The 25965-nt window shown below is 29.2% G+C and carries 25 protein-coding genes; 7 read left to right on the top strand and 18 right to left on the bottom strand.

Features of this window, described 5'->3' with window-relative positions; genetic code table 11:
* Positions 1 to 238 precede the first annotated feature (238 nt).
* The 8 genes from L8V77_RS04515 to L8V77_RS04480 form a co-directional block, all read right to left on the bottom strand.
* The gene (locus L8V77_RS04515) at positions 239 to 736 is read right to left on the bottom strand and encodes a TlpA disulfide reductase family protein (RefSeq protein WP_318529530.1); all 498 of its coding nucleotides are present in this window, start codon (positions 734 to 736) and stop codon (positions 239 to 241) included.
* Complete coding sequence (locus L8V77_RS04510) at positions 697 to 1188, bottom strand: TlpA family protein disulfide reductase (protein WP_263706905.1); 492 nt, start codon at positions 1186 to 1188, stop codon at positions 697 to 699. The genes L8V77_RS04515 and L8V77_RS04510 overlap by 40 nt, the downstream gene beginning before the upstream one ends.
* Complete coding sequence (locus L8V77_RS04505; RefSeq protein WP_012661870.1) at positions 1178 to 1834, bottom strand: ABC transporter ATP-binding protein; 657 nt, start codon at positions 1832 to 1834, stop codon at positions 1178 to 1180. The genes L8V77_RS04510 and L8V77_RS04505 overlap by 11 nt, the downstream gene beginning before the upstream one ends.
* Positions 1834 to 2949 (bottom strand): ABC transporter permease, encoded by a 1116-nt coding sequence (locus tag L8V77_RS04500; RefSeq protein WP_263706904.1) that lies wholly within the window; start codon positions 2947 to 2949, stop codon positions 1834 to 1836. Before L8V77_RS04500 ends, L8V77_RS04505 begins: the two co-directional genes overlap by 1 nt.
* Positions 2939 to 4231 (bottom strand): ABC transporter permease, encoded by a 1293-nt coding sequence (locus L8V77_RS04495; RefSeq protein ID WP_263706903.1) that lies wholly within the window; start codon positions 4229 to 4231, stop codon positions 2939 to 2941. Before L8V77_RS04495 ends, L8V77_RS04500 begins: the two co-directional genes overlap by 11 nt.
* A complete protein-coding gene (locus L8V77_RS04490) occupies positions 4221 to 5642 on the bottom strand; it encodes a Fe-S-containing protein (RefSeq protein ID WP_263706901.1) in 1422 nt (473 codons plus the stop codon). The genes L8V77_RS04495 and L8V77_RS04490 overlap by 11 nt, the downstream gene beginning before the upstream one ends.
* Before the next feature lie 75 nt (positions 5643 to 5717).
* Positions 5718 to 6239, bottom strand: coding sequence for a ferrirhodotorulic acid transporter, periplasmic binding protein (locus tag L8V77_RS04485; protein ID WP_012661874.1), 522 nt, complete (start codon positions 6237 to 6239; stop codon positions 5718 to 5720).
* Entirely contained in the window at positions 6236 to 8314 is a 2079-nt protein-coding gene (locus L8V77_RS04480) for an FTR1 family iron permease (protein WP_263702269.1), read from the bottom strand. Before L8V77_RS04480 ends, L8V77_RS04485 begins: the two co-directional genes overlap by 4 nt.
* Before the next feature lie 298 nt (positions 8315 to 8612).
* Between L8V77_RS04480 and L8V77_RS04475 the strand changes: the two genes are divergently transcribed.
* Positions 8613 to 9947, top strand: a complete 1335-nt coding sequence (locus tag L8V77_RS04475; RefSeq protein ID WP_263706910.1) for a cation:dicarboxylate symporter family transporter — start codon at positions 8613 to 8615, stop codon at positions 9945 to 9947.
* Here L8V77_RS04475 and L8V77_RS04470 read toward each other — a convergent pair.
* Positions 9944 to 10801: a D-amino acid aminotransferase gene (locus tag L8V77_RS04470; RefSeq protein WP_263702178.1), complete on the bottom strand. Its 858-nt coding sequence runs from the start codon at positions 10799 to 10801 to the stop codon at positions 9944 to 9946. The genes L8V77_RS04475 and L8V77_RS04470 overlap by 4 nt on opposite strands.
* An 11-nt stretch (positions 10802 to 10812) precedes the next feature.
* Positions 10813 to 11790 carry a glycosyl transferase family 90 gene (locus L8V77_RS04465; RefSeq protein WP_263706899.1) on the bottom strand — a complete coding sequence of 326 codons (978 nt, stop codon included), beginning with the start codon at positions 11788 to 11790 and terminating at the stop codon, positions 10813 to 10815.
* A gap of 129 nt (positions 11791 to 11919) precedes the next feature.
* Here L8V77_RS04465 and L8V77_RS04460 point away from each other — a divergent pair, with 129 nt between their 5' ends.
* Positions 11920 to 12411 (top strand): hypothetical protein, encoded by a 492-nt coding sequence (locus L8V77_RS04460; RefSeq protein WP_263706898.1) that lies wholly within the window; start codon positions 11920 to 11922, stop codon positions 12409 to 12411.
* Here the strand turns inward: L8V77_RS04460 and L8V77_RS04455 are convergent.
* Together L8V77_RS04455 and rsmH are read right to left on the bottom strand one after the other, a co-directional pair.
* On the bottom strand, positions 12408 to 13328 hold the full coding sequence (locus L8V77_RS04455; protein WP_263706897.1) for a hypothetical protein: 921 nt from the start codon (positions 13326 to 13328) through the stop codon (positions 12408 to 12410). The two genes, L8V77_RS04460 and L8V77_RS04455, sit on opposite strands and share 4 nt — an antisense overlap.
* A 3-nt stretch (positions 13329 to 13331) precedes the next feature.
* Positions 13332 to 14249, bottom strand: coding sequence for a 16S rRNA (cytosine(1402)-N(4))-methyltransferase RsmH (rsmH, locus tag L8V77_RS04450; RefSeq protein ID WP_263706896.1), 918 nt, complete (start codon positions 14247 to 14249; stop codon positions 13332 to 13334).
* Positions 14250 to 14308: 59 nt separating this feature from the next.
* Between rsmH and L8V77_RS04445 the strand changes: the two genes are divergently transcribed.
* The 5 genes from L8V77_RS04445 (at position 14309) to L8V77_RS04425 (ending at position 20325) form a co-directional block, all read left to right on the top strand.
* Positions 14309 to 14887: a class II aldolase and adducin N-terminal domain-containing protein gene (locus L8V77_RS04445; RefSeq protein ID WP_263706895.1), complete on the top strand. Its 579-nt coding sequence runs from the start codon at positions 14309 to 14311 to the stop codon at positions 14885 to 14887.
* Positions 14888 to 14966: 79 nt separating this feature from the next.
* Positions 14967 to 16445 (top strand): peptidylprolyl isomerase, encoded by a 1479-nt coding sequence (locus tag L8V77_RS04440; RefSeq protein WP_263706894.1) that lies wholly within the window; start codon positions 14967 to 14969, stop codon positions 16443 to 16445.
* A complete protein-coding gene (ftsA, locus tag L8V77_RS04435; RefSeq protein WP_263706893.1) occupies positions 16442 to 17821 on the top strand; it encodes a cell division protein FtsA in 1380 nt (459 codons plus the stop codon). Before L8V77_RS04440 ends, ftsA begins: the two co-directional genes overlap by 4 nt.
* Before the next feature lie 11 nt (positions 17822 to 17832).
* Positions 17833 to 18939, top strand: a complete 1107-nt coding sequence (ftsZ, locus tag L8V77_RS04430) for a cell division protein FtsZ (protein WP_039626779.1) — start codon at positions 17833 to 17835, stop codon at positions 18937 to 18939.
* Positions 18940 to 18960: 21 nt separating this feature from the next.
* A complete protein-coding gene (locus tag L8V77_RS04425) occupies positions 18961 to 20325 on the top strand; it encodes a nicotinate phosphoribosyltransferase (protein WP_263706892.1) in 1365 nt (454 codons plus the stop codon).
* On the opposite strand, the gene ispG is transcribed toward L8V77_RS04425, so the two are convergent.
* The 6 genes from ispG to L8V77_RS04395 all read right to left on the bottom strand — a co-directional run bounded on the left by ispG (position 20322) and on the right by L8V77_RS04395 (position 25828).
* Entirely contained in the window at positions 20322 to 21386 is a 1065-nt protein-coding gene (ispG, locus tag L8V77_RS04420) for a flavodoxin-dependent (E)-4-hydroxy-3-methylbut-2-enyl-diphosphate synthase (RefSeq protein WP_412175039.1), read from the bottom strand. The genes L8V77_RS04425 and ispG overlap by 4 nt on opposite strands.
* A gap of 56 nt (positions 21387 to 21442) precedes the next feature.
* The gene (locus L8V77_RS04415; protein ID WP_263706891.1) at positions 21443 to 22936 is read right to left on the bottom strand and encodes a C69 family dipeptidase; all 1494 of its coding nucleotides are present in this window, start codon (positions 22934 to 22936) and stop codon (positions 21443 to 21445) included.
* A 120-nt stretch (positions 22937 to 23056) separates the two neighbouring features.
* Entirely contained in the window at positions 23057 to 24901 is a 1845-nt protein-coding gene (locus L8V77_RS04410; protein WP_263706890.1) for a primosomal protein N', read from the bottom strand.
* Complete coding sequence (locus L8V77_RS04405) at positions 24898 to 25368, bottom strand: type II secretion system protein (RefSeq protein WP_263706889.1); 471 nt, start codon at positions 25366 to 25368, stop codon at positions 24898 to 24900. The genes L8V77_RS04410 and L8V77_RS04405 overlap by 4 nt, the downstream gene beginning before the upstream one ends.
* Positions 25369 to 25608 carry a hypothetical protein gene (locus tag L8V77_RS04400; RefSeq protein ID WP_012661889.1) on the bottom strand — a complete coding sequence of 80 codons (240 nt, stop codon included), beginning with the start codon at positions 25606 to 25608 and terminating at the stop codon, positions 25369 to 25371.
* Entirely contained in the window at positions 25595 to 25828 is a 234-nt protein-coding gene (locus tag L8V77_RS04395) for a hypothetical protein (protein ID WP_012661890.1), read from the bottom strand. Before L8V77_RS04395 ends, L8V77_RS04400 begins: the two co-directional genes overlap by 14 nt.
* Positions 25829 to 25965: the final 137 nt, after the last annotated feature.

The raw sequence follows: 25965 nt of genomic DNA, 5'->3' as shown, positions 1-25965 counted from the left end.
CCCATGAGGTGATTTTTAGATAAATTTATATTCATTGAAAAAGTCCTTTCAAAAAATAGTTAATGTGTTTGATGGGTTGCTTGTTTATTTGTATATATTTGTAACATTTGTTACTAATATTTTAATAATACAATCGGAATATTAATATTTTATTTATAAATTTTTCCTTAAAAATAATTTAAGATAAAAGTTATCTTAAATACTTTAAACATAACAATATTAATACTTTCAATAAGAATTATTGCAAAAATTTAATCTTATTTTCTAAAATACTTTTTGGGGTAAGTCCAATGAATTTTTCATTTATTTTGCCTTTTTCATCGTAAAAAACTATCACAGGCACACCATAAATTCCACCCACAGCCTTAGATAAAAATGAGCTTGCTTTGGCTTCATATAAAAGTGGCAAATCTAGCTTTTTTTCCAAAAGAATTTTTTGAGCTTCTTCTTTTGAATTAACTCCATTTAACACCGCTAAAATAGGAAAATTTCTTTCTTTATAAAGCTCGTTTAACATAGGAATTTGTGCATTACATGCACCACAATCTTGCGTGAAAAAAAATAAAGCATACGCTTGATTTGTATTTTGTGTTTTTAAGGTTTTTTCAAAACCATCATATTTAAAAGTATAGTTTTGATTTGAATTTAGGGTTTGAAATTCGTTATTTGAGCATGCACTAAAGAAAAAAATGCTTATTAAAGCCAAGAAGCAATAGAAGCTTTTAGTTGCGACCATGGTTTTTCTCCTATAATTTTATCTTGCACAACACCATCTTTAATGACAAAAGTAGTTGGCACTGCAAAAACGCTAAATCTTTGCCATGAGATATCTAAATCATCTTGTAAAAATGTGATATTTTTATAATCATATTTTGTAGCAAATTCTTCAAAATCCTTACCTTTATCTATAGAATCAAGCGCTAGAATAGTCATTTTTTTAGGGTATTCGTTAGCTAGTTTTTCCAAAAGAGGTAAATCTTTTAAACAAGATGCACAACCTTGCTCCACAAAGGTTAAAACGATAAGATTATCAAAGTCAGCTAGTTTGATTTTCTCACCTTGTAAATTTTTTGCTGCGATTTCTGGTGCTTTTAGACCTATTTTACCGCCATTTTTATTGTTGTTTTCAAAACATGCACTTAAAAAAACTAAACATAAACAAGCTAAAATTATACTTTTAATTTTCACTTTTCATCACTCCATGGCTTAAAATGATAGTTCTATCAGCAAAGGTTGCTAAGTCTGGATTGTGAGTGATTAAAACTATGGTTTTACCATCTTGTTTTAATTTACAAAAAAGCTCTAGAATATTTTTTTCATTTGCCTCATCTAAATTTCCAGTTGGCTCATCTGCTAATAAAATTTCAGGATCATTTACTAAAGCTCTTGCTATGCATAGTCTTTGTTGTTCCCCGCCACTTAGTTGGCTTGGTAAATGCGTAAGTCTGTGTGAAAGCCCTACTTTTTCTAGCGCCATTATAGCGTCTTTTTGCTCTATACTTGAGTGATAAAACTGCGCTAGCATAACATTTTCTAAGGCATTTAAATAAGGTATTAAATGAAATTGTTGAAAAATTAAGCCTATTTTTTCTCTTCTAATCACGCTTTTTTCTTCTTCACTTAAATTTCCAACTTCTTTATCATCTAAAAAATACTCCCCGCTACTTTGAGTATCCATCAAAGAAAGTATATTTAAAAGCGTTGATTTACCTGAACCTGATGGACCCATGATAGCTAGCCATTCACCTTGCTTTACTTCTAGGTTGATATTTTGCAAAGCTTTAACTTCATTAAAATTACGATTTAAATTTGAAATTTTTATAATATTTTTCATCACTCACCCTTTAAATTTTCACAAACATTGATTTTTAAGGCTTTTTTTAGTGGTAAGATGCTTGCAAAAAATGCAAATACCAAAGAAACAAGTACCGCAAAAAATACTGAAAGCAATCTAAAATCTATACTTGCATTAAAAATCAAATACCCAAAAATATTTGCCAAAAAATATCCACAAAAAGCACCGAGTAAACTAGCACTTAAACTTAAAATAAATACTTCAGCTCCAAAGAGCTTGATGATTTCTTTATGCTTAGCTCCTAGTGCAAGGTGCAAGGCTATTTCTTTTTTTCTTGAAAAAATCACCGCACTAAGAGTGGTATTTACACTCAAAGAACTAATGAGTAAAATCGTTAAACTAATCAAAGCCATTAAAGCTTTGATCTTTTCTAAAATCACACCTTCGCTAATGGACACTGAAGCTATGACTTTGGCTTCTACATTGCCCTTGCTAAGCTCTTTTGCTTTTTGATCTAAACTTTCATAATCACCTAGCAAAATAGCTTGAGCATAATTTATCACTTCTTTAGCTGCTAACTCTTGAGCTTTTTTTAAAGAGATGATTAAAACCCCATCTTGTTCATCATTGCTTCTTAAAATAGCTTTGATTTTTACTTTGACTATTTTGGAAATGCTTGGATTATAAATTTGTAATTCTTGTCCTATTTTAAGTTCAAGTTGTTTTGCCAAATCAGCCCCTACAAAGGCACTATCTTCACTAAAATCACTCAAAGAAAAGCTTCCTTTTAAAACCTCCATAAAAGGCTTGGTAAGCTTTAAATTTGCAAAATCAACCCCAACAACTACCGCACTTGAGCTTTCAAGATTATAAAAACCATATAAAAATGGGGTTAAAGCTTTTGCCTTCAAGCTTTCTTTAACTTGATTAAACTCATCCATACTTAAAAACTCATCATCTTTTGGCGTGATGATAAAATTAGCTCCATAAGCTTTTAATTCTTTAGATAATTTTGTGTCAATATCAAAATAAATATTAAAAAATGAAGCACTAACCATAGCACCCATAAACACAGCTATAAAGATAATACAAACTCTTTTATAAGAAAAAATAAGAGATTTAAAAACCTCTTGCATAAAAAAATTATTTCCCATATAAAACCTCTGAAGTAGAAAGTTTAGAAATTCCTTTGATAGAAAATAAGCATCCTAAAAATACTATAAGCACTGCAAAAAATAAACAAATTGGTAGGATAATCCAAGAAATTTCAATGGTATGTTCAAATATACTCAAGGCGATAATCTCTGACATACCTATACCAAAAGCAAAGCCCAAAACTGCTCCAATTAAAGCTACCACACCCCCTTCTAGTGCAAAAATCATATAAATTTGCAAAGTGCTAGCACCTAAAGCTTTTAAAAGTCCTATTTCGCTTTTTCTTCTAAAAATATCCGCACTCATTAAAGATGATATGGCTATGGAAGCTACGATTAAACATATAATACTAACTACTGCCATTAAAGATTGAATTTTAGACACTATTAAACTTTCTGCATCTGAAATCGCACTCACTACTTTTGTGCTAGCACCCTTAAAATCTTCTGCGATTTGATAAGCAATAGAACTTACATAAGCAGTGCAATACCACTGATCATACTCAAGCTGATCAAGACTATCTACATCGCGTCTTGCTTTTTGTGCTAAATCATTTTCAGGTATAGTCAAAGCTGAAACTTCTGCTTTAGCAAATAAACCTTCCTTTTTAGAAAGTTTTTGCGCTAAAAGTAAAGAAGTGATGATTTTATTTGAAAAAGCTTGGGTTAAATCCATAATACCAACAATTTTCACTTTAAAAAATTGTTCATTTTGCACAAGGGTGATTTCATCATCTATTTTTAAATCATACTTTTGTGCTAAATCTATTCCTAGCATTATTTCATCTAAACTATCATCTTTTGGGTAGCTTCCTTTGATTCGACTATATTTGTATAATTCTTTAATACCCGCATAAAAATCATCATCATCTTGAATCTTTATAGCCTTATCAAAATAAGTTCCTACTAAAGAGATATTTTCATAATTTACATTTGGAGTTTGAATTTTTACTTGGGTATCTAAAAATGGTGCAAAGGCATTAATATTATTTCTCCAAAAAATTTCTTTTATAGTATGAAGCTTGTTTTCTTCTAAAAAATTTTGATTTTTCAAAGGCTCATAGATTTTATTACCCACTTCTACACTTAAACTTGCACCTTTAGGTAAAACTAAAATGTTTGACCCATAACTTCTTAATTCTTTTGTGATTTCATTACCTATACCCAAAGTAAGATTTAACATAGTAGCCATAAGTAAAGTAGCTAAAAAAATCGTTAACAAAGCTAGGGATTTTTGAATTTTATTTTGAAAAATGGAATTTTTTACAATCTTAACTTGCATAGTCATTTCCTAGTAAATTATGAATTCTATATTTTGAAGTCTTATTCATATCGATATATTTTAAAGGATCGTTTTTAAACTCTTCATAGTTTTTTTCATTAGCAAAAAAATATGTTCTACCTTTATAAACATAAGATCTTGGCGCTTTTAAATTAATTAATTCAGTATTATCAATAGGATCATAAACTTTCTTTTCTACTACTTGAGTGAAAAAATTCACCCCATCTAAAATTTCTGAAAAAGGTATAATAACCTTACCATTTTCAAATTTATACTTCATAGGGATAGGATTACACCCACCTGCCTTACCTACACTTGGTAAGAAAATTCTAACATTACATGAGATACAAATTAATTCTCCACCTTTTTTAACATACCCCATATCCCCACATATACTACAAGCATCAAAAACAGCTACTGGCGAGTCTTTATCTTCTCTTTTGTTAATTAAAAAAAATCTCACCACCTTACCCTCATCGCTAATATAAGCAAAGCGATGTAAGTTATTATCTCTTAAAATCGCTACATCAAAAACAAATTCATCATTTTCATTTGGCTCTACATAGGTTGGCTCGTCTATGGTTACCGGTCTTGAAGCATGCAAGTCATAAAAGAGAAAAATACAAAGACTTAAAATCATAGCACTAAAAATACTTGCACTAAAATTAGTTATAGTTGAATTTTTTGCTTGATTTTTTCTAAATTCTATATCAAAATCTTTTTTCTTGCTGTTTTCACTCACTCTTTGCTTTAGAGCTAAAACAATACAAAGTCCTAACAACACAAACCATACATAAGTATAAAATTTAGCATAATACACACTTTTTGCCACATAGCTTAAATACAAGCTTTCTGTTTCTATCACGCCTTCTCTCATAAGGTGTAATAAAATTTGAGCTAAAGCTTCATTTAGATAAAAAATCACAATAATAAATAAAAATAAATTTAAAAACTTAAATTTAAATTCCCTTAACCATCTTGTAAAAAGATAAGCCCCAAAACACACAACAAAAGCAAGCAAAATAAGCCCAAAAGAGCTAATCGCTAAAGAATCTAAAAAATTAGTGCTTAATATAGGAAAATCAATAGAAATATGTAAGTATTTTATACCAAAAGCAAAAGATAATAAAAAAAGCAATATTGCTTGAATTTTTTCTTTTAAAAAATTATTTTTCATAAAAGAAAAAATGATAACACCCAAAAACAATAAAACAAATAAAATATCATTAGAAAAATACAACAAATCATAATTTAGTGTTTTAGCGCTAATAAAAAAAGCAAAATAAGAAAAAACAAAACCTACAAAAGCAAGTTTAAACACTAAAGAATTTTTTAGATTATAAAAAAATAAAGCACTCAAAAGCGCATAAGAAAAAAATACTCCAAAAAAATGTACAAAATAAATCGACATAGGCTCTTCTTTGATAGAATTTATTTATAAAATCAATAATTTCATAAATAAACCCTAGCAAAAGCTAGGGAAAAATCACTTAGGTTTTCCTGTGTATTTGAAGTTATATTTAACCGAAAATGGCTCAAACCATTTACCAACACCTGTTTCTTTATCAACATGGCGTCCAAAACCTTGTTTTTCTGGACTTTCTATTAAAAATACTAACTCGTAATTTCCAATGCCTGTATCCATTTTTAAATTTGCACCATAGTGAGGGCCATCATCTGCAACCATAGGCATAAGAGTTCCTGTTTTTACTTTACCATTGTCAAGATTAGTTAGCTTATAAGCTATAGTTAAATAAGGGATCCAAAAGCCTTCTGGAAAGCCGTTTTTATTACCCTTTAATGCATGAATATCTGCTTCAAGGTGAATATCTGCCAAACTTGCTGCAAGATCAATCCCTCTTGGCTCCATTTCGATTGGTTGTAAATAAACCGCTGCTATTTCCATACCATTTAATTCATAAGGATCGCCAATTGGCACCTCTGCTGCAAAAACTGAACTAGCTAAAATACTAGCTGCTGCGCCTAAACTTAATAAAGTTTTTTTCATATTTTTTCCCTTTTATTTGAAATTTGCTTTGTTATAAAAATACCCATAATGAGTAAGATTAAAACCATAAACTGAGGTATGATACTCTCATAGTAAGGATAAATTCCAAGCCACAAAATTCCTTCAAAATCAAAAGGAAGTAAGCTTGGGGTGATAACCTTAGCTTCTATGAGCTCACCAATGCCTTTGCCTGTAAAGACAAAGACCATGTAAAAAATAATGTATGAAGTTATATAGAAAAATTGTTTTACTGGTATTTTTAAAGCACCAGCTTTTAATAAATAATAAAGTATGATAAGTATAATTAATCCACTAGCTAATCCTATAAATATAAAACTATAATCTGTGCTTGTTTTTGCATCAAATAATAAAGCCTGATAAAAAAGAATAGTTTCAGCACCTTCTCTATATACAGCTAAAAACACACTAAACCATAAGGTTTTTGCTGAATTATTTGATATAGCTTTAACTGCTTGGGTTTTTATGTGATTTGCCCATTTTTTATTTTGTGCATTTGATAAAAGCCAAAAACCTACATAAAATAATAATGCAACAGCCACAAGCATAGTAATGCCTTCTAGCAACTCTCTGCTTTGCCCTGCTTGTTCTTTAAAAATCCATGAAATAAAAAATGCTGTTACAAAACTTAAAAATACCCCACTCCAAAGTGCTGAATATACTATATTTAAACGCTTTTTATTACCACTTTGAACTAGGTATGAAACTATAGCTACAATAATAATTAAAGCCTCCAAGCCCTCTCTTAAAATAATACCCAAAGCCCATATAAATAAAGACATAGGTGAGGATTCTTGAATTTTATCTAAAGAGCCTTCCACTAAGGCACTAAGCTCGTCAAAATTTTGTTTTAATTCTTCTTTAGAAGCACTTGCTTTAATAAGTGCAACACCTTTTGAAAAATAACTTTCTATTTTTAATTTTAAAGCACTATCAATAGCACCAATTTTACTTTCCATGCCACTTGCTTCAAAAATATCTAAATACACATTTTGTAAAGCATCTATACTATTTAAACTAAATCCCTCATAATTTTGCAAAATATCATTAAGAGCAATTTTCATATCATCATATACTTTAGTATAGTTTTTAGTACTCATAGCACTTTCATCAAAGCCTTTAACTTGAAGCAAGGCTAATTCTTCTTTAGGTAGAGCTAAAAACGCTTCATATAATAAATCTGATATGTTTGAAATTTCATCTCTAATAGTTTTTTCATCTAAAGTATTAGCATTGATTTTTCTTATAATAGTTCTAAGTTTAGTTTGAATTTTTTTATCCACTCCTGCCTTAGTATATCTTGCCACTAAAACTTCTACTTTTGAATTTCTATAGTCTTCAAACAATGCTGATTGAATCAAATCTTTAGCTTTTTGATAGTCTTTATTTACAAAAGCTAATGCAGCCTGATCAAGCTTTGAAATCATAGAATCCATTAAAAATTGCAACCTTGCATCCAAAGTCGAAGCTTCTTGTAAAGCTAGCAATGCTTCATCTTTTTGAGTGTCTTGCTCTTGAGCAATCAAACTTTGAGTTGAGTTTTGTGAAGTTTGTTCTTTAACATTCTCTCCAAGCAAAGCAGCAAACATCGCTTCAGCTTGTGCTTGGCGTTCTTTTTCTGCTTTTAAAGATGAGTTTTCAGCTGCTTTTTTATCATAATTTACATCACTAGCTTCAGCTTTAAGCTGGAAGCCTTTTTCTAAAATAGGAACTATTTCATCTAAATCAAAATACAAACTACTAATCAAAGCTTCTATTTTAGAAAAATCTTCTTTATCTTTATATAACTTTCTTAAATTAACAAATTTACGCTCCATAACAATGGCTTTTCTACCAACATTACGCCCAATAGAGCCTTCCATGGTTTCAAAATGCTGAAAGTATGCATCTTCTGCTTTTTTCTTTGCTTCTAAATTTTTATTTTCTTTGTATAAAATCATACTTTCATTTAAAATTTGTTTGATTGCTTGGGCTTCTTTTTGATAATCAATCTCTCTAGCATAAACAATAGTACAAAATAAAAAAATTATCAACAAGCTTATTTTTTTAAACACTATTTTACTCCGAAATGATATTCATTTTTAAAATCATAGTCGCAAGTATAGTACTAGCTTTCTTAAATTTAGATAAACATTATCATTATTTATTTCATAATAAATCAGATAAAAATACTACAAAATGCTACTTTTAGCTACAAAATAAGCTAAAAAATTATTATTTTTAAGAGTATTGTTTATTTTTTATTTGTTTTAATCATAAAAATAAGTTTTTCTTTGCTAATATGTGGTGGTTTTAAAAATTCAAGGAGTTTTTGTGCTAGTAATTACCCATGAAAAACCAAGCAAGCTCAAAAAAATGTTAAAAAATTTAGGTTTTTGGGTGATTATAGGAATAATAGCTGGTATTAGCCTTGGTTTATTAGATAAAGAACTTGCACTAGCTAGTAAAATCGGGGTAGATTATTTTATACAAGCTTTAAAATTTTTAATAGGGCCTATTATATTTTTGACTATTGTTTTAGGAGTTGTTAGCCTTGAAAGTCTAAAGCAAGTTGGAAGTATAGGTGCTAAAGCTTTATTATACTTTGAAGTAGTGAGTACTTTTGCTTTAGCTATTGGTATTTTTATGGCAAATATCATGGGACCTGGAAAAGGAATGAATCTTGATCCAAGCACCTTAGATAAAGATAGTGTAGCTCAATTTGTCAATAACAATATAGAAATAAGCGCACAAAATGAAATTTTACATATTTTAAAAGACGCTATACCTACTGATATCATCGCTGCTTTTAGCGAGGGAAAAACCTTGCAAATCTTAGTTATAGCCCTAGCTTGTGCTTTTATTATTTCACTTATGAGAATTGATGAGAGAAAAGCTATACAAAAAACCTTAGAAATAATGCAAAGTTTTGTTTTTAAAATCCTAGAAATCATTATGTATTTTTCTCCTATTGCTGCTTTTTCTGCGATGGCTTTTTTAGTGGCAAAATATGGACTTGATTCTTTGTTAAATTTAGGATATTTACTTGTTGTTATGCTACTTGCTTCTTTGCTCTTTATCTTTGGAGTTTTAGGACTTATTTGTTTTATTGCCAAAGTAAATATTTTTAAATTTATGCGTTTTATTTCAAGAGAAGTTTTGATAGTTTTTGCCACAAGTTCTAGCGAATCAGCATTAGCTCCACTTATGAGAAAGCTTGAAAAAGCAGGAATTTCAAAAGCCACTGTGGGTTTGGTATTGCCAACTGGTTATAGTTTTAATCTTGATTGTACTAATATTTATTTGGCTATGAGTTTGATTTTCCTTGCACAAGCTTTTAATGTAGAGCTTTCTTTAACGCATGAAATTAGCATTTTAATCGTACTAATGATAGCTTCAAAAGGTGCTGTTGGTGTAACTGGTTCAGGTTTTATCATACTAGGAAGTACGCTGGCAGCTTTATCTAATATGCATATTGCAGAAGCTAACAATGGCTTAGGAGCAAGTTTAGGCGAGGTTTTACCAGTAGCTGCTATTTCTATACTCTTGGGTGTGGATAAGTTTATGTCTGAAATTCGTGCAGTAGGAAATTTATGCGGTAATAGCGTAGCAGCTTTAATCGTAGCTATTTGGGATAAACAAATAGACTGGGAAAAGTTTCGCTACGCTCTTGATAATCCTAAAGAATTTACTAATGCGGGTTTTGATTAAAAAACCTCTTTTTGTATTTTTTCTACATATTTTTCTCTTAGTTTTTGGGTATAAAAGCCTACTTTACCATCATTAATCACCTTGCTATCTGCTTTTATAACACCTAAAATCAAAAAAGTAGCCGCAGAAATAAATACCTCATCAGCCTCATATACTTCTTTCATACTAAAAGCTCTTTGATCTACTTTAAGATCAAGTTCTTTGGCAAATTTCAAGATATTTTTACGGCGAATTCCTGGTAAGATTTCATTAGAAAATGGCTTAGTAATTAAAGTTTTATCTTTTATAATAAAAGCTGAACTACTAGAAGCTTCCGTTACTAAAGCATTTTCTACCATAAAAGCTTCAAAAACCTTAGCTTTTATAGCTTCTTCTTTTGCAAGACATTGAGCCAATAAAGAAATTGATTTTATATCCCTTCTTTTCCATCTTAAATCAGCTGTTGAAATAACACTTACCCCATTTTTAGCATACTCATGCTCAATCACCTTGCATTCAAAAGCAAAAGCCATAATAGTAGGTTTTAATCCCTTCAAAAGAGCAAAATTTCTACTAGCAACCCCTCTAGTAACTTGCATATAAAGCCCACCTTCTTTAAGAGAGTTTTTAATGATTAATTGCTCTAAAATATTTTCAAATTCTTCTTTTGTATAAGGAATTTGTAGTTCAATTTGAGCCAAACTACGCTCAAAACGCTCCCAAAATTCTTCTTTGTCAGCTATTTTTGCATTTACCACAGGAACTACTTCATAAATTCCATCTCCAAAGATAAAACCTCTATCAAAAACACTCACTTTAGCTTCACTAGCTTTTACAAACTCATCATTTAAAAACACCACTTCCATTTCTTGCATAAGTCCTCCTTTTAATCAAATAAATCAACAATATCTTTTGGCAAATCAAGCTGATTAGAATAATAAAAATACTTAGCTAAAACTAAAATTCCTATATAAAATTCTATCTTTTCATCCAAAAATTGCTCTATGTAAGCATGGGCATTTTGAATGATTTCTTTTGCTCTATGCGGATTAATTAAATAATAATCAAGCAAAGCTTCTACATTTTCATAATCATCATCAATCAAAGCAAAGTGCTCATTTGGAACTAGCTTTCCTTCCATAAACCAAGTTTCATAGCGCATTTTTGGTGCCAAAACTAAAGAATTTGTTCTCATCGCCCACTTTAAGTTGCTTGCTACATCATTGCCTTCTAAAGAAAGTAAAAATTTAAACTGAGTTTGATAGGCTCTACTGATTTTAAAATTTAAATTTTTAATCCATTTTTCGGCTTGAATTTTTCTACCACCAACATGAGCAATATCGCAACGAGGATTATCAAAATACTTTTCAAAAAATTTAATACGATGAGGCTGATAAATCGCACCTCTAAAAAAAAGCAAGTCTTTTTTATCTTCAAATTGATTTTTATCCTGTATAAAATCAAAATGTCTGTTTTTATCTAATTTTAAAATGATATTATTAAAACCATTTTCAACCGGTCTTGATTTAGCTATACTTGGATATTTAAGATTATAACTAATATCCCCAAGACCTTTAACCCATAAAAAATCATCATCAAAATACTTACTGATTGCATAAGCATCATAAGCATAAGAAGTTTTTTTAAAAGGAAATTTTCCTATTTTTTCATAATTTTCAAATTTTTTTATATCAAAAAAATCATTTTGCAGATTATAATAATTCAAGCGAGTAATAATATTATCTATATTTTTTAATTTTAAAATTTCTTTTAAAATATTTTGCAATTGATTTTGATAAATTTTTCTAGGTATAAAACTCTTAGCTATGCCTTTTACATTCATCATAAATCTAGAATCTGCCATTTTTCTTCCATTTTGATATTAAAATAATATAAATTTTAACACAAGAATTTATTTACAAGACTTAAAATTTAGTTTAATTAAAAACAAAAATGTTAAAATCACAAAAATCACATACTAATTGGGTAAAAAATGAAAATACAAGAATTTATTTTAAAATTTATTTTTAAAGTTTCAAACCAACCAGTCAATCTAAAAGACCTGCTTGAAGCTAATGCTTTATTAAATGAAGGTATGATGGTCGATCCAGCAAAGTTAAATTTTAAATTTAGGGTTTTTAATTCTTACCTTATTTATACTCTTTTTTGTATTGCGATTTTAGTTCCTATGCTTATCATTAGTCATTATTTTTTAACAATTATTGATTTTCATATTAGTATTTTAAGCGCTGTTTTTGTAACCGCTTGTGTTTTTATTGGCTATGATATTTTTAAAATTTACACTAGAAAAGTAATAAGTAAAAGATTATTAAAAAAAGCTTGGGCTTTGCATTTTCCATATTTTGCTTATGAAAAATATTCAAAAATAGCAGAAAATATTTATAACCAAGCCATTAAAGAAGAAATCCCAAAAAACCAACTCGAGCAATATGTTTTAGAAAAAATCATTCAAACACAAGATTAATCTAAAAAGTCTAAAACTTGATTTTGAAAATATAGCACCTCAAGTTGTCTTTGAAGCTCTTTGTTTTCCTCATCTAAAACAAGTTCTTGCGATCTTAAATCCGCTATATCTCTACTTACATAATAAATTTGATTTCTAATATAAATTTGCGGGAAAAATATCAATAAAGCAAATGCTATCATCAAACCTGCATATATTAAATTTTTAGGACTTAAATTTTTACTCTCCTCACTTACTATACTATCTAAAAGTTCATATTTATCTTCCTGATTATACTCTTGGTTTTCTTCAAGTCTTACTTTTTCTTCTAAAATTTTTTGTTCTTGTTTGGCTAGTTTTTCTTTTTCTTTTAATTCCTCTTGGGCTTTTCTTAGTTTTTCTTGTTCGATTTTTTTTTGCTCTTTTAGTTCTTGTTTGAGTTTAGCTTTTTCTTTTCTTTTTTCTTTTAAATCTTGAAATTTTGAAGTGACAAAAACATTGCTTTGAGTAAGAATTTTAGATATTTGAATAGGATCTTTATTTTCTTGTTTTTTTTCTATTTTTCTTACTTCTTGAGTTGATTTGTTACTTTTAAGCGTTTTAGAATTTGCAATATTTTTTTTATCGAATTTTTCTTTTTGCTTTTTGAAAAAATTAAATTGTAATTTAAAAGGCTTTTTTTCTTCTAATTTAACATTAATCAAATCTTCTTTTAAATAAATAGCAGATTGCTTCTTAGGTTTTTCTTCATACTCTTCATCAAAATCTGTAAATTTAGGTCTTTTTTTACGTTGTATTCTATTTTTTAGTATACGATCGCTCTCATTAAAATTTTGCTCATATTCTTCATAAGGCCTACCTTCTTTAATAGCCCTGGAATATTTCAACATTTTTTCACGTATATTTTGCTTTTCTTTTAAAAAATCATCTTCAACCATTATTTACCTAAAATAAAAAATTCTCATTTTTGCACAACTTGATCTGCTATTATAGCTTATTTCTTCTTTGGAGGCACTTATAGCTTTTTTACTTAAAATTTTCCCAAGACTATGTCCTTTGCCACATTCGCATTTTATGGCTCTTTCATCACAAATGCAGTCTTTTTCCCATCTTTTAAAAGTATTTTTTACTATCCTATCTTCCAAAGAATGAAAACTAATAATGGCTAATTTACAATCTTTTAATTTTGCTTTTTCTATGTTTTTAAGCAAGGATTTTAATTCGCCAAGCTCATTATTTACTTCTATGCGTAAAGCTTGAAATACAAGTAAAGCTAAAGACACATTGCGTCCTTTTAGCTTAGCATTTCCTATGATTTGACTTAATTCTTTTGCGCTTGTAATCTCTTTTTGACTTCTTGCATTGATGATTTTTTGAGCAAGCATTGAAGCAACCGGTGTTAAATCTCCATAGTCTTTAAAAATTTGCTCCAAAGCTTCCTTGCTATAAGAATTAACTATTTCTTTAGCGCTTAAAGGATTATTTTGATCCATTCTCATATCTAAAAAATCAGAATTTAGCGAAAAACCCCTATCATTTTTATCAAGCTGTAAAGAAGATACACCGATATCAGCTAAAATTCCTCTTAAGTTTTGCGTTGAAATTTGAGTTAAAATATCTTTAAAACCTATATGGTTAAAACTTATCCTATCTTGAAAATTTTTTAAAAACTCTTTAGAAAAATTTAAAGCTTCTAAATCTTTATCACAAGCAATTAATCTTAATTTTTCATGAGCTTGTAATAATGCCTTAGAATGCCCTCCATAACCCAAAGTGCAATCCAAAAAATCTCCACTATCAAAATCATCAAAAGCATTTAAAACTTCTTGTAATAAAACAGGAATATGTGGACTTTGCAAAATAAACCTTTTAATTTTTTTAGTATAATATCTTAGCAAAGTTTAAAACAAGGTTTTTAATGAATAAAGAAAATATCATTTCTCAAATCAAAATACTTTCTACTTCAATGTTTAAAAAAAATTTTTTTGGAATTTGCCACGGATCGGTTTCAGCAAAACTATCCCAAAGCTCTTTTATTATAAATAAAAATGACACTTTTTTAAATCAACTAGATGAAAAAAGTTTAAGTATTTTAAAATTTGCAAAAAATTATAGCTGGGATGAGGCAAGCAGCGATAGTGAAATCCATAAAAGTATATATGAGAATATACCTGAAGCTAAATTTATATGTTTTGCCTGCCCAACCTATACCTTATCTATGAGTTTAAATCATGATTTTATAACACCTCAAGATTATTTTGGTGAAATTTTTCTAGAAGAAATTCGAGTTTATAATCCTAAAAATTATGAAGATTGGGAGGATAGATCACAAACTGAAATTTATCGTTATATGTTAGAACAAAAACAAAATTTTGTTGTTGTAAAGGGCTATGGTATATTTGCCTATGGTAGAACAAGTTATGAATTAGGTAAAATTATAGATTTAATTGAAAATTCTTGCAAAATTATCCATTTAGCGGAAACAAATTTATCATAATAATTTAAAATTAATCTTTTATTAATCACAAATTATTTATAATTTATAGTTTAATTTATTTAATCAGATTGGGGTAAAAATGCTCACTTGGATGCAGCATCATAAAAAATACTTAGTTGTAACTATTTGGATTAGCGTTATTGCTTTTGTTGGAGCAGGTTTTGTTGGTTGGGGGAGTTATGATTTTAACACCGATAGATCTAGTTCTGTTGCAAAGGTAGGCGATGAAAAAATAAGTTATGATGAGTTTAATCTTAAATATTCTCAATTATTTGGCTATTATTCTCAGCTAAACAATGGCAATTACACACAAGAACAAGCACAAAAAGATGGCTTAGATACCCAAGCCATTAATGAACTTATACAAGAAAAATTACTACTTTCTTATGCTAAAACCTTGGGTTTAAATGTGAGCGAGGAAGAAATTGCTTATGATTTAGCACATCAAAAAATCTTTCATAATGCTTCAGGTGTTTTTGACAAAAATTTATACTATAATCTGCTTGCAAGAAACAACTATACACCAAAAACTTATGAAAAAATCATTCACGATGAGTTATTACTTAAAAAAATCAATACTATTTTAAATTTACAAATCAAACCCAATGAACTTGATATGTTTGGCGCAAGTTTTTTAATGCAAGATAGTTTAAAAGTTCAAGCTATAAAACTTGATAATAAAAACATAACAATGGATGAAAAAGAGTTAAAACAAACTTGGGAGAAAAATAAAGAGCTTTATAAGACGCAAAAAAGTTACGAGCTTGCAACTTATTTTTTAAACCCTGATATAATCAAAATTGATGACAAAGAAATCCAAGCTTACTATGAAGAAAATAAAAATGACTATAAAGATTTTGCAGGGAAAATTCTAAGTCTAGAACAAAGCAAAGATAAAGTTATAAAAGATTTAAAACTTTCTAAACTTAAACTTAAAGCCAATGAAAGCTATGTGGCTTTGAGAAAGAACGAGCTTAGTTTTGATAAAAATATCACAATCAGCGATGCTGATATTTACTATCCTTTAGAAAATATACAAAAAGCTAAAGAAAATGATTTTATTAAGCCTTTTAAATTTGAAAACGGCTATATGATTGCAAAAATTATAAAAATAAATCCTATACAAACTATGACTTTTGAGCAAGCTAAAAACGAAGTAAGTAAACTTTACATTAAAGAAAAAACTAAAGTCTTATTAGAAGAAAAAGCAAAACTCGCCCTAGATAATTTCCAAGGTATAGACATAGGTACTTATAGCCGTGACTCAAGCAAAAATGCAAAAGTGGGTAATATGATGAATGATACTGAATTTAGCGAGTTTTTAATGCATGTATTTGACTCAAACAAAGCTAAATCTTATGTATTATTTGATGATAAAGCAATAGTTTATGAGATCACAAAACAAACTTTAGAAAATAAAAACAAAGAAGAAATTTACAAATTTATCATAGAGCAAAGCGCTAAACAAACTAAACAAGCTTTACTTAAGGAAGAATTATTAAAAAAACTTATAGAATTATATCCAATTCAACGCTATTATAAAGGAAATACAAATTGAATATTTTAGGAATTGATTTAGGCTCAATACAAACTTGCGCCATATTAGCACAAAAAAGCGAAGAAGGACTAAAAGTCATTGGTTTTGGAAAATCAAAATCAAATGGTATAAAAAAAGGAGCAATTACTAATATAGAACTTGCTTCAAAATCCATAGAAGAAGCAGTAGCTGATGCACAAATGATGTCAGGCGTGCATTATGATAAAGTAATTGTATCTATTTCAGGTGCTTATGCAAAAAGTGTAGATAGTATAGGTGTAGTTAATATACCAAATCATGAAATAGGCATTAAAGAAATTCACAGAGCAGTAAGCACAGCAAAGCATACTGCAAATATACCTAGTGGATATGAAATCATTCATGTATTACCTTATAATTTTAAAGTAAATGATCTTGAACATGTAGAAGATCCTTTGGGAATGAGTGGAAATCGCCTTGAAGTTTCTACGCATATTGTAATCTCACAAGAAGTGCATATTAAAAATCTAAAAAAAGCTGTGGAGCTTGCTGATCTTAGAGTAGATAACATCGTTCTTTCAGGATATGCTTCTTCTATTGCTTGCTTTGATGATAGTGAAAAAGAATTAGGCGCTATTTTAATCGATATGGGTGGAGCAGTTTGCGATATGGTCATTCATGCGGGTAATTCTATACGATATAATGAATGCTTACAAATTGGCTCAGTAAATATCACCAATGATTTATCCATAGCTTTACATACCCCGCCAAAAGAAGCAGAAAAACTAAAATTAAATTATGCATCTTTAGCGCAAAATGAAAACTCAATTATACAAATTCCATACATGGGTGATGAAAAAAGAAAAAATGAAGTTTCAGTAGAAGTCATATCCAATGTAATTTATGCAAGAATTGAAGAAACTATTATTATTTTAGCTAAAATGCTAAGCGATAATGCTTGTGCAAATCAAGCAGGAGCAGGTATAGTATTAACAGGTGGAATGACAAAATTTGCAGGACTTGACAAGCTTGCTTCAGCTTATTTTGATAATAAAGCTGTTAGAATAGCGACTGCAAAAAAAGATACTATGGATGGTTTTAAAGAAATTTTTGAAGATGCAGAAAATAGCTGTGCTATAGGTCTTTGTTTATATGGTGGTGGGCATTTTACTCCTTATGAATTAGATTCTAATGAGAAACTAAGATACAAAGGAGAGCCTGAATTTATCAATAAACAAATCAAACAAAATCTTACCATAGATGAAAACGAAGAAGAAAATAAAGATTTTGAAGAAATTTTTCAAGATCAAAAAGAATTTGAAGATGAAAAAACAAAATTAGCAAAAATAGAAACAAAGAAAGATAAAAAAACGAATTTAATGCATAAATTTTGGAATAAATTAATAAACCAGTTCTAATAGGAGACACAATGAGCGAATATCTAGTGGAAGAAATGCAACACGCAAAAGGTGCAAAAATAAAAGTCATAGGCTGCGGTGGCGGTGGCGGTAACATGATAGATCATATGGTAAATATGGGTTTACATGATCTTGATCTTATTTCAGCTAATACTGATGCACAAGCTATAGCTAAATCTTTAGCAAAAACTAGAATTCAACTAGGTGAGAAAAAAACCAAAGGTTTGGGTGCTGGAATGCAACCAGAAATTGGGGCAGAAAGCGCAAGAGAAAGTTTTGAAGAAGTAAAAGCTGCTTTAAGTCAAAGCGACATAGTATTTATTTCAGCAGGACTTGGTGGTGGAACTGGTACAGGCGCAGCTCCTGTTGTAGCACAAGCTGCTAAAGAAGTAGGTGCGCTAACTGTTTCAGTTGTAACTATGCCTTTTGCATTTGAAGGAAAACAAAGAAAAAAATTAGCAGAAGCTGGTTTAGCTGAATTAAAAAAAGAAAGTGATTCTATCATTGTAATCCAAAACGAAAAACTTCTTAGTATACTCCCAAAAAAAGCAGGTATAAAAGAAGCATTTAAACTAGTTGATGATATTTTAGCTAGAGCTGTTAGGGGTATGGTGTCTATCCTTTTAGAAGATGGCGATATTAATGTTGACTTTGCTGATGTTAGAACTGTTATGAGCCACAGAGGTTTAGCACTAATGGGCGTGGGTCATGGAGAAGGTGAAAATGCTATCATGGATGCATTATCAAGTGCTATAGAATCTCCATTATTAGACGGCATGACTATGAAAGGCGTTAAAGGCGTAATCATCCATTATAAAATTGGTCCTGAATGCTCATTGATAGAAATTTCACAAGCTACTCAAAGCATTAGCGATATAGCAGATGAAAACGCAAAAGTAATCTTTGGTGCAACGACTGATGAGAGTATGGGTGATCGCGTTGAAGTTACTATCATTGCTACAGGTTTTGAAGATAAAGCTGAAATAGAAAGTGCTAAAGAACAAGAAGAAAGTAAAAAAAATAGCTATATGAATTTACGTAAGGCTAGCGGTGGATTTGATGAAGAAGTGATTTCTCAGCTTGATGTTCCTGCTTTCTTGCGTCGCCAAATGGATTAATTTTTTAGTAAAAATCCTTATATGAATTCTTCATTATTATGTGATTTTTACGAACTAAGTATGGCTTATGCTTATTTTAAACAAAATATGCATAAGCAAATTGTTTATTTTGAAGTTTTTTTTAGAAAAGCTCCTGATAATGCTTCTTATGCTGTTTTTTGTGGATTAGAACAAATCATAAATCATATTAATCATTTTTCTTTCTCTAAAGATGACATAATTTTTTTAAAAAATACTAAAAAATTTGATGATGAATTTTTAAACTACCTTTCAACTTTAAAATTTAGTGGAGATATACTAAGTGTTAAAGAAGGTAAATGTATTTTTGCTAATACACCTTTAATGATTATCAAAGCACCTATAATAGAAGCTTTATTATTAGAAACTTTCATACTTTTAACCCTAAATCATCAATGTCTAATTGCTACTAAGGCTAGTAGAATTGCTCAAATTGCAAAAGAAAAATTGCTTTTAGAATTTGGCTCTCGTAGAGCTCATGGAGAAAGTGCGGCTTTAAATGGCGCTAGAGCTGCTTTTATAGGTGGTTTTCATGCAAGTGCTTGTACTTTAGCTGGGAAAAAATTTAACATTCCTATTAATGGAACCATGTCTCATGCTTGGGTGCAAATGTTTGATGATGAGCTAAGTGCTTTTAGGGTATATTGTCAAATTTATAAAGATAATATAAGTCTTTTGATTGATACTTATGATTATAAAAAAGGCATTGAAAATGCTATTTTAGTTTTTAATGAGTTAAATGCACAAGATTCTATGCAAAATTATTCTATCCGTATTGATTCAGGAGATTTGCTGAAAATCTCTAAATATATTAGAAAAAAACTAGATCTTGCTAACTTAAAAAAATGCAAAATCATAGCTAGCAATGCTTTAGATGAGTTTATCATAGAAAAATTGCTAAAAAACAAAGCTCCAATCGATGCTTTTGGCATTGGAGAAAAGCTTATTACTTCGGCAAGTTCGCCTATTTTTGGAGCTGTTTATAAGCTTGTTGCATTAGAAAAAAACAATCAAATCATCCCTAAAATAAAAATCAGCGCAAGCTCAAGCAAAACAACCCTACCACATTTTAAAAAACTTATAAGGTATTATAAAAACAATAAAGCAAGTTTTGATATTTTATATACACATGATGAAAGTATTAAAAATTACCAAGGTTATACATATAAAAATTTACATGAGCTTATTTTTAAAGATGGAAAATTAATCTATGGGCTTCCTAACTTGAAAAATATTCAAGAGTATCATAAAAAAAGTGTTGATAGTTTAAATTTTAAACTAAAAAAACTTCAAAATCCGAGTATTTATAAAGTAAAAATTTCTAAAAAGTTACAAAATATGCAAAAAACTTACTTAGAAAAAGATTAATCTTTTTCTCTAAGTTTTACCTCATCTTCTACTTCAAGTAAAAATCTATCTACAAGCTCATCTTCTTTTAATTTTGCCACTACTTCGCCATGTCTTATAACTAAACCTTGATTTTTTCCAAAAGCAATAGCCACATCAGCACCCTTAGCCTCGCCCAAGGCATTTACAACACAACCCATAACACTTATATTTAATGGTTCTTTTATATGTTTAGTTTTTTCTTCCACTATTTTAATCGCTTTAATCAAATCACTTTGAATTCTTCCACAAGTTGGGCATGAGATGATATTTACTCCACTCTTTTGCACTCCACTATCTTGCAAAATCGCTCTTGCTACTTTAATCTCTTCTTCAAGCTCCCCTGTCATAGAAACTCTCATTGTATCGCCTATGCCTTTTAAAAGCAAATTTCCTAAGGCAATCGAGCTTTTAACCGTGCTATGAAATTTAGTTCCTGCTTCAGTAACTCCTAAATGAAATGGATAATCACAAAGTGGTCTTAGAGCTTCATAAGCTTTTATGGTATTTTGCACATCTGAAGTTTTCATAGAAATTTTAATGTCAAAAAAGTCTAAATCTTCTAGTAATTTTATATTATATAAAGCGCTCCCAAGCATAGCCTCTATATTATAACCATACTTATCGCTAAATTGCTTTTCTATAGAGCCATGATTTACCCCTATTCTAATAGGAATTTTTCTTTGTTTACAAGCTTGCACCACTTCTTTGATATTTTCTTTTGAGCCTATATTTCCTGGGTTAATTCTCACCCCATCGATAAATTCAGCACAAAAGACTGCTAGCTTATGATTAAAATGTATATCCACTATTAAAGGCAAGGGGCTTTTTGCTTTGATTTCTTTTAAAGCTCTTGCATCTGCCATATCCAAACAGGCTAAACGCACTATATTTGCACCAGCAAAATAAAGTCTGTTAAGCTGCTCTAAACAACCTTCAATATCTCTTGTTTTAGTAAAAAGCATAGATTGCACTGAAATAGGAGCATCTCCACCTATTAAAACATCACCTACTTTTATTTGTCTTGTTTTGTACCTTGTCATTAAAATCACTCTAAAAATATTTTTAGAGTATTATAGCCCAAAAATGGGCTATATCATTAATCTTTTTTATTTTTATTAAGAGATTTATATTTTATATCTGTATCTCTTGTTAAAAGGGTAAAAATTTGATTTGTCAAATCTTGAGTAAGTTTTTTAGCTTCCATTTGATTTTGCAATGAAAAATCAACTAAAATTTGCTTTGCTTTGTTCTTATCTTTTTTATAAAGACTTAAATATTCTTTTTCCATAGCTTCTTGTTTTAAAGATGTGTCTTTTTCAAATTTAGCATAAGCATTTTTTACGATAGGAGCATATTTATTATAATCACTCATTACAAGAGTTTGCAACTTGCGATAAATCCAATAAATTGATTTATCATCAGCTTCATTTGTTCCTTGTTGATATCCTGCAATAAACTCATCATTACCAAAATAATAAGGCAAATACACACTCAAATCAGCCATTCCTATTGCGACATAATTTAACCTACCTATTTCTTTAGGAAGCCACGGTCTAACTTGCATAATGTGAGATTCATAAGTTCTAAACACACTCACAACACGGTAAATGTTTTCATTTTCATTGAAATTTGCATATGGATCATATTTTGTTCCATCATAGTGCGATCTTAAAGCCTTTTTTAAATCATCCACACTAAGTTTTTGCTCAGGTTGTAAAAACACATTAAAATTAGCACCATTTTTTACATCTTGATTTAAAGATGGATTAAACATTTTTTGTATCCACCACACTCTAGGATAATTATAAGTTAAATCTCTATCATCATTTCTTGTATAAACTTTAAAAAAATCAAAATCCTTATCCACTTTAGGATTATACGCTTTATGTATTATGGCAAAATTTATTAAATTTTTAGAATGCAAGGTATTTTCATCGTTGAATTTTAGTTGTTTTAGCCTACCTTGGTTCGCACTAACAAAATACGAATTATTAGGAATTTTTACAGCCATCCACTGATGTGCTGTGGCACTTTCTAAATACCAAATTTCTTTAGAATCCACAAAAGCTACTCCAAAACCCTCAGCTGCTCCTTGTTTTTCTATAATATCACCCAATAATAAAACACCTTCTTTTGCACTTTTAATTCTTGGAAGCAAAACATCCAAAATATCATCTTCGCTAATGCCATTTTTCTCATTATAAGGATCAAATTTTAAAAGTTCATCTTTTGCATAAATTGATTCAGTAGCGCTTATCCCAACACCCATTTCATTAAAACCAGTAGCACCGTGTAATTTACTTTTCCAATTAGCTATAGTGCTATATTGAAAAGATTTAGTAGGTAAAGGGTAAGTAAAATCATTCATTCCTTGATGTGCTTTAGTGCTATAAATACCTTTTTGATTTTCAACTCTTGGATGGATTAGAAAAACTTGTGCCTTATCTGCTTTACTATCAGCACTTCTTGCAACCAACATAGAACCATCTTTACTTGCTTCATTTGGTACTAAAATAGTAGTGCAAGCTAAAGCATTATTAAACAAAGCACCAAAAAGTACACAATCTGCAAGAAAACTAAACTTTTTCATTTTCTCTCCTTTAAATTTAAGAAATTAAAAAAGTATATTCTTATCAAAATAAATTTAAAATTAAAAATAAAATATTGTTTTTATTATAAAATAATAATTATTTATAAATAAATACATTTTTCAAGAAAAATCAACTGGATCTATATCGCAAGTAATATTTTTAAAATTTAAAGCAAAATGCTCAAATTTTACAAGCTCTTGATGGGTATTAGCACGCAATAATACATAAAAACGCCATTTTTTATTTAGCATTTCAATACCACAAGCACCATGGCCTACTAATTGCACTTGTTTTAATTCTTGAACTTTATTAGCTATAAATTCACATAAATTTAAAGCTTTGTTTTTATTCTCATCTTCAATAATTAGCCTTAAAAGTCTTTTAAATGGAGGGTAAAGCCCGCTCCTAGCATTTAATTCATCTTTTAAAAAACTATCATAATCTTGTATATATTTTTCAAAAAAAGATCTATTTTTAGTTTGTAAAAGCACCCTACCCTCACCCTTTCGACCTGCACGACCTGCTACTTGCATAGCAAGAGCCAAAGTCTCTTCTAAGGCTTTAAAATTAGGTCTAAATAAGTACTCATCAAGACCCAAAATCACACTCAAATCCACGTTGTGATAATCATGTCCTTTAGCAAGCATGGAAGTACCTACTAAAATATCAATTTTTTCTTGGTTAAAATCTTTTAAAATCATATCAAGCTTTTTTACACTACTAATCTCATCACTATCAAATCTTTTTATGATAGGATTAAACTCAGCTAATTCTTTTTCTAAAAGCTCACAAAGCTCTGCTGTGCCCATTTTTTTAGCTTCAAGCATAACTCCATTGCAAGTTGGGCAGGTTTGATCGATTTCTTTAGTGAAATTACAATAATGGCATTTTAATGCATTTTTATTTTTGTGCAAACTCAAAGCAATAGAACAAAAAGGGCATTTAATGGTATTAGCGCATTCTTTGCATAAAATTTGTCTAAAATTTGCCCTTGTAGGTAAAAATACCACGGCTTGCTTTTTATTTCTTAAGCTAATTTTTAATTCTAAAAGCAATTTTGACGAGACACTAAGCTCGCTCTCATCATATAAAAACTGCTTTTTGCTTTCAAAAAAGGTTCCTTTAAGTCTAAAACAAGGATGTTTATAAAAACTTACAACACTTGGGGTAGCTGAACCCAAAAGAACTTTTATATGCATTTTTTTTGCTACAAATAAAGCTAAATCTCTTGCATTGATTTTTGGATTATTAGAAGCTTTATAAGAATTATCATGCTCTTCATCAATAATAATCAAACCCAAATTCTTAAAAGGTAAAAACAAAGCCGATCTAGCTCCCACCACTAAAAGAGCTTTTGAATTTGCTAAATTTTGCAAATATTCTTGCTTTTTTTTCTTAGTAATTTTAGAATGCCACAAGAAAAAATGCTCGCCAAAATACACTTTTAATCTTTTTTGCATTTGTGGAGTTAGAGCGATTTCTGGCATTAAAAGCAAAACCTGCTTTCCTTGCTCTAGATATTCTTTTATCAAGCTAATATAAATTTCAGTTTTACCACTTCCTGTATCACCAAATAGCAAACTAGTTTGTTTAGTTTTTATAAATTCCAAAGCCTCTTGTTGGTTTTTACTTAAACTAGGTACTTTTTCTATATGAATTTTTTCATTTTTATACTCTTTAATGCTTTCAAACATACCTAAAACAAAAGCTATTTTACTAGCATAATAATAAGCAATAAATTGAGCAAGTTCGTATTGATATTGCGTTAGTTTAAAACCTGTTTTTTCCTTTATGGCTTGGGTTTTAAAATCAGGCTTTGAACATTTTTGTAAAATTATAGCTTTGAGATTTTTTTTCCTTGCAAGATCAACTATTACCTCATCTAAAATTTCAAATTCTTCTTCACTTTCATAAGTTAAGGTATCTAAATAATATCCTTTAATAGCAAGTTGATAAAAATTCAAAACCCATAATCCTTACAATTTAAACTCACACATTCTAAAAAAACTTTTTCACTATTATAAGAAAAATCTATGTAATTTTTAGAATTTATAAAAAATCTATATTGAGTATTTGCTATTTTCATCCACGATTTTTTAGATGAAATGATTGGTTTATCTAAAACGCTGTAAGTGCATTGTTTTGTATTTTTATGATTTTGAGAATGAGAACATACAAATAATTTTTGATTTTCGCTATTTATCAAAGCTTCATCTAAAATTGCTGGAAAATCCTTACTTTCTTTAAATAAAAACTGATTTCTAAGTAAAGACAAAGAAGCATTGATAAGCTCCACCTCACTTTTTACTTGAATGAGTTTAGCATCGTTTTTTCCAAAAGAAAAATACGGATAAGCAATTACGCTAAGAATAGCAATAATCATCATACAAAAAACAAGCTCTATCAAAGTAAAAGCTTTTTTTATTTGCATTTATTTTATTTCTTCATCGATAGTATTGATAAGTTTATTGAGTTCTTTTTTTAAGATATAGTTTTCGTAGCTAAGTTTTACAAAAGCATTAATGAAATTTGCAAGCTCTATCTTGCCTGTACCTCCAGAAATTAAAGCAATTTCATCTTCAAGATGATTTGCAAATTCATTACTGCATGTTACAACAAAGTCTTTTGCATAGACATTAATTGTAACTTTTCTTTGGTTATTGTTTGCCAAGAACTGCCTCTATTTTTTTGATCACATCTTCGCTTTCAATATTTTTATTTTTAAGCTCTTCTTCTAAACGTGCGATTTGATTGTTTTTAGCTTCATTTTGTGCTTTTACACTTACTAATTCATTTCTTAAATTTTCATTGATTTCACATACTTCATTATATTTAGCCAAAAGCTCATTTACTTTATCTGTCATTGTGTTGATTATTCTTTCATCATACATATTTTCTTGCCTTTATTGATTTTATATTTAGAGTATTTTAAACACATAATTGTAACAAAAAAAAATTTAATTTTGCATAGCTTTTTGTTTTAAAATTTAAATTTTTACAAAAAATTTTGTGTAAAATTAGCAAAAAT

Origin of the sequence: Campylobacter sp. IFREMER_LSEM_CL2127 (assembly GCF_025771745.1) — a bacterium.
Taxonomy (GTDB): Bacteria; Campylobacterota; Campylobacteria; order Campylobacterales; family Campylobacteraceae; genus Campylobacter_D.
Note: the sequence above shows the minus strand (reverse complement) of the source record. Positions and strands in the feature narration are given on the sequence as shown.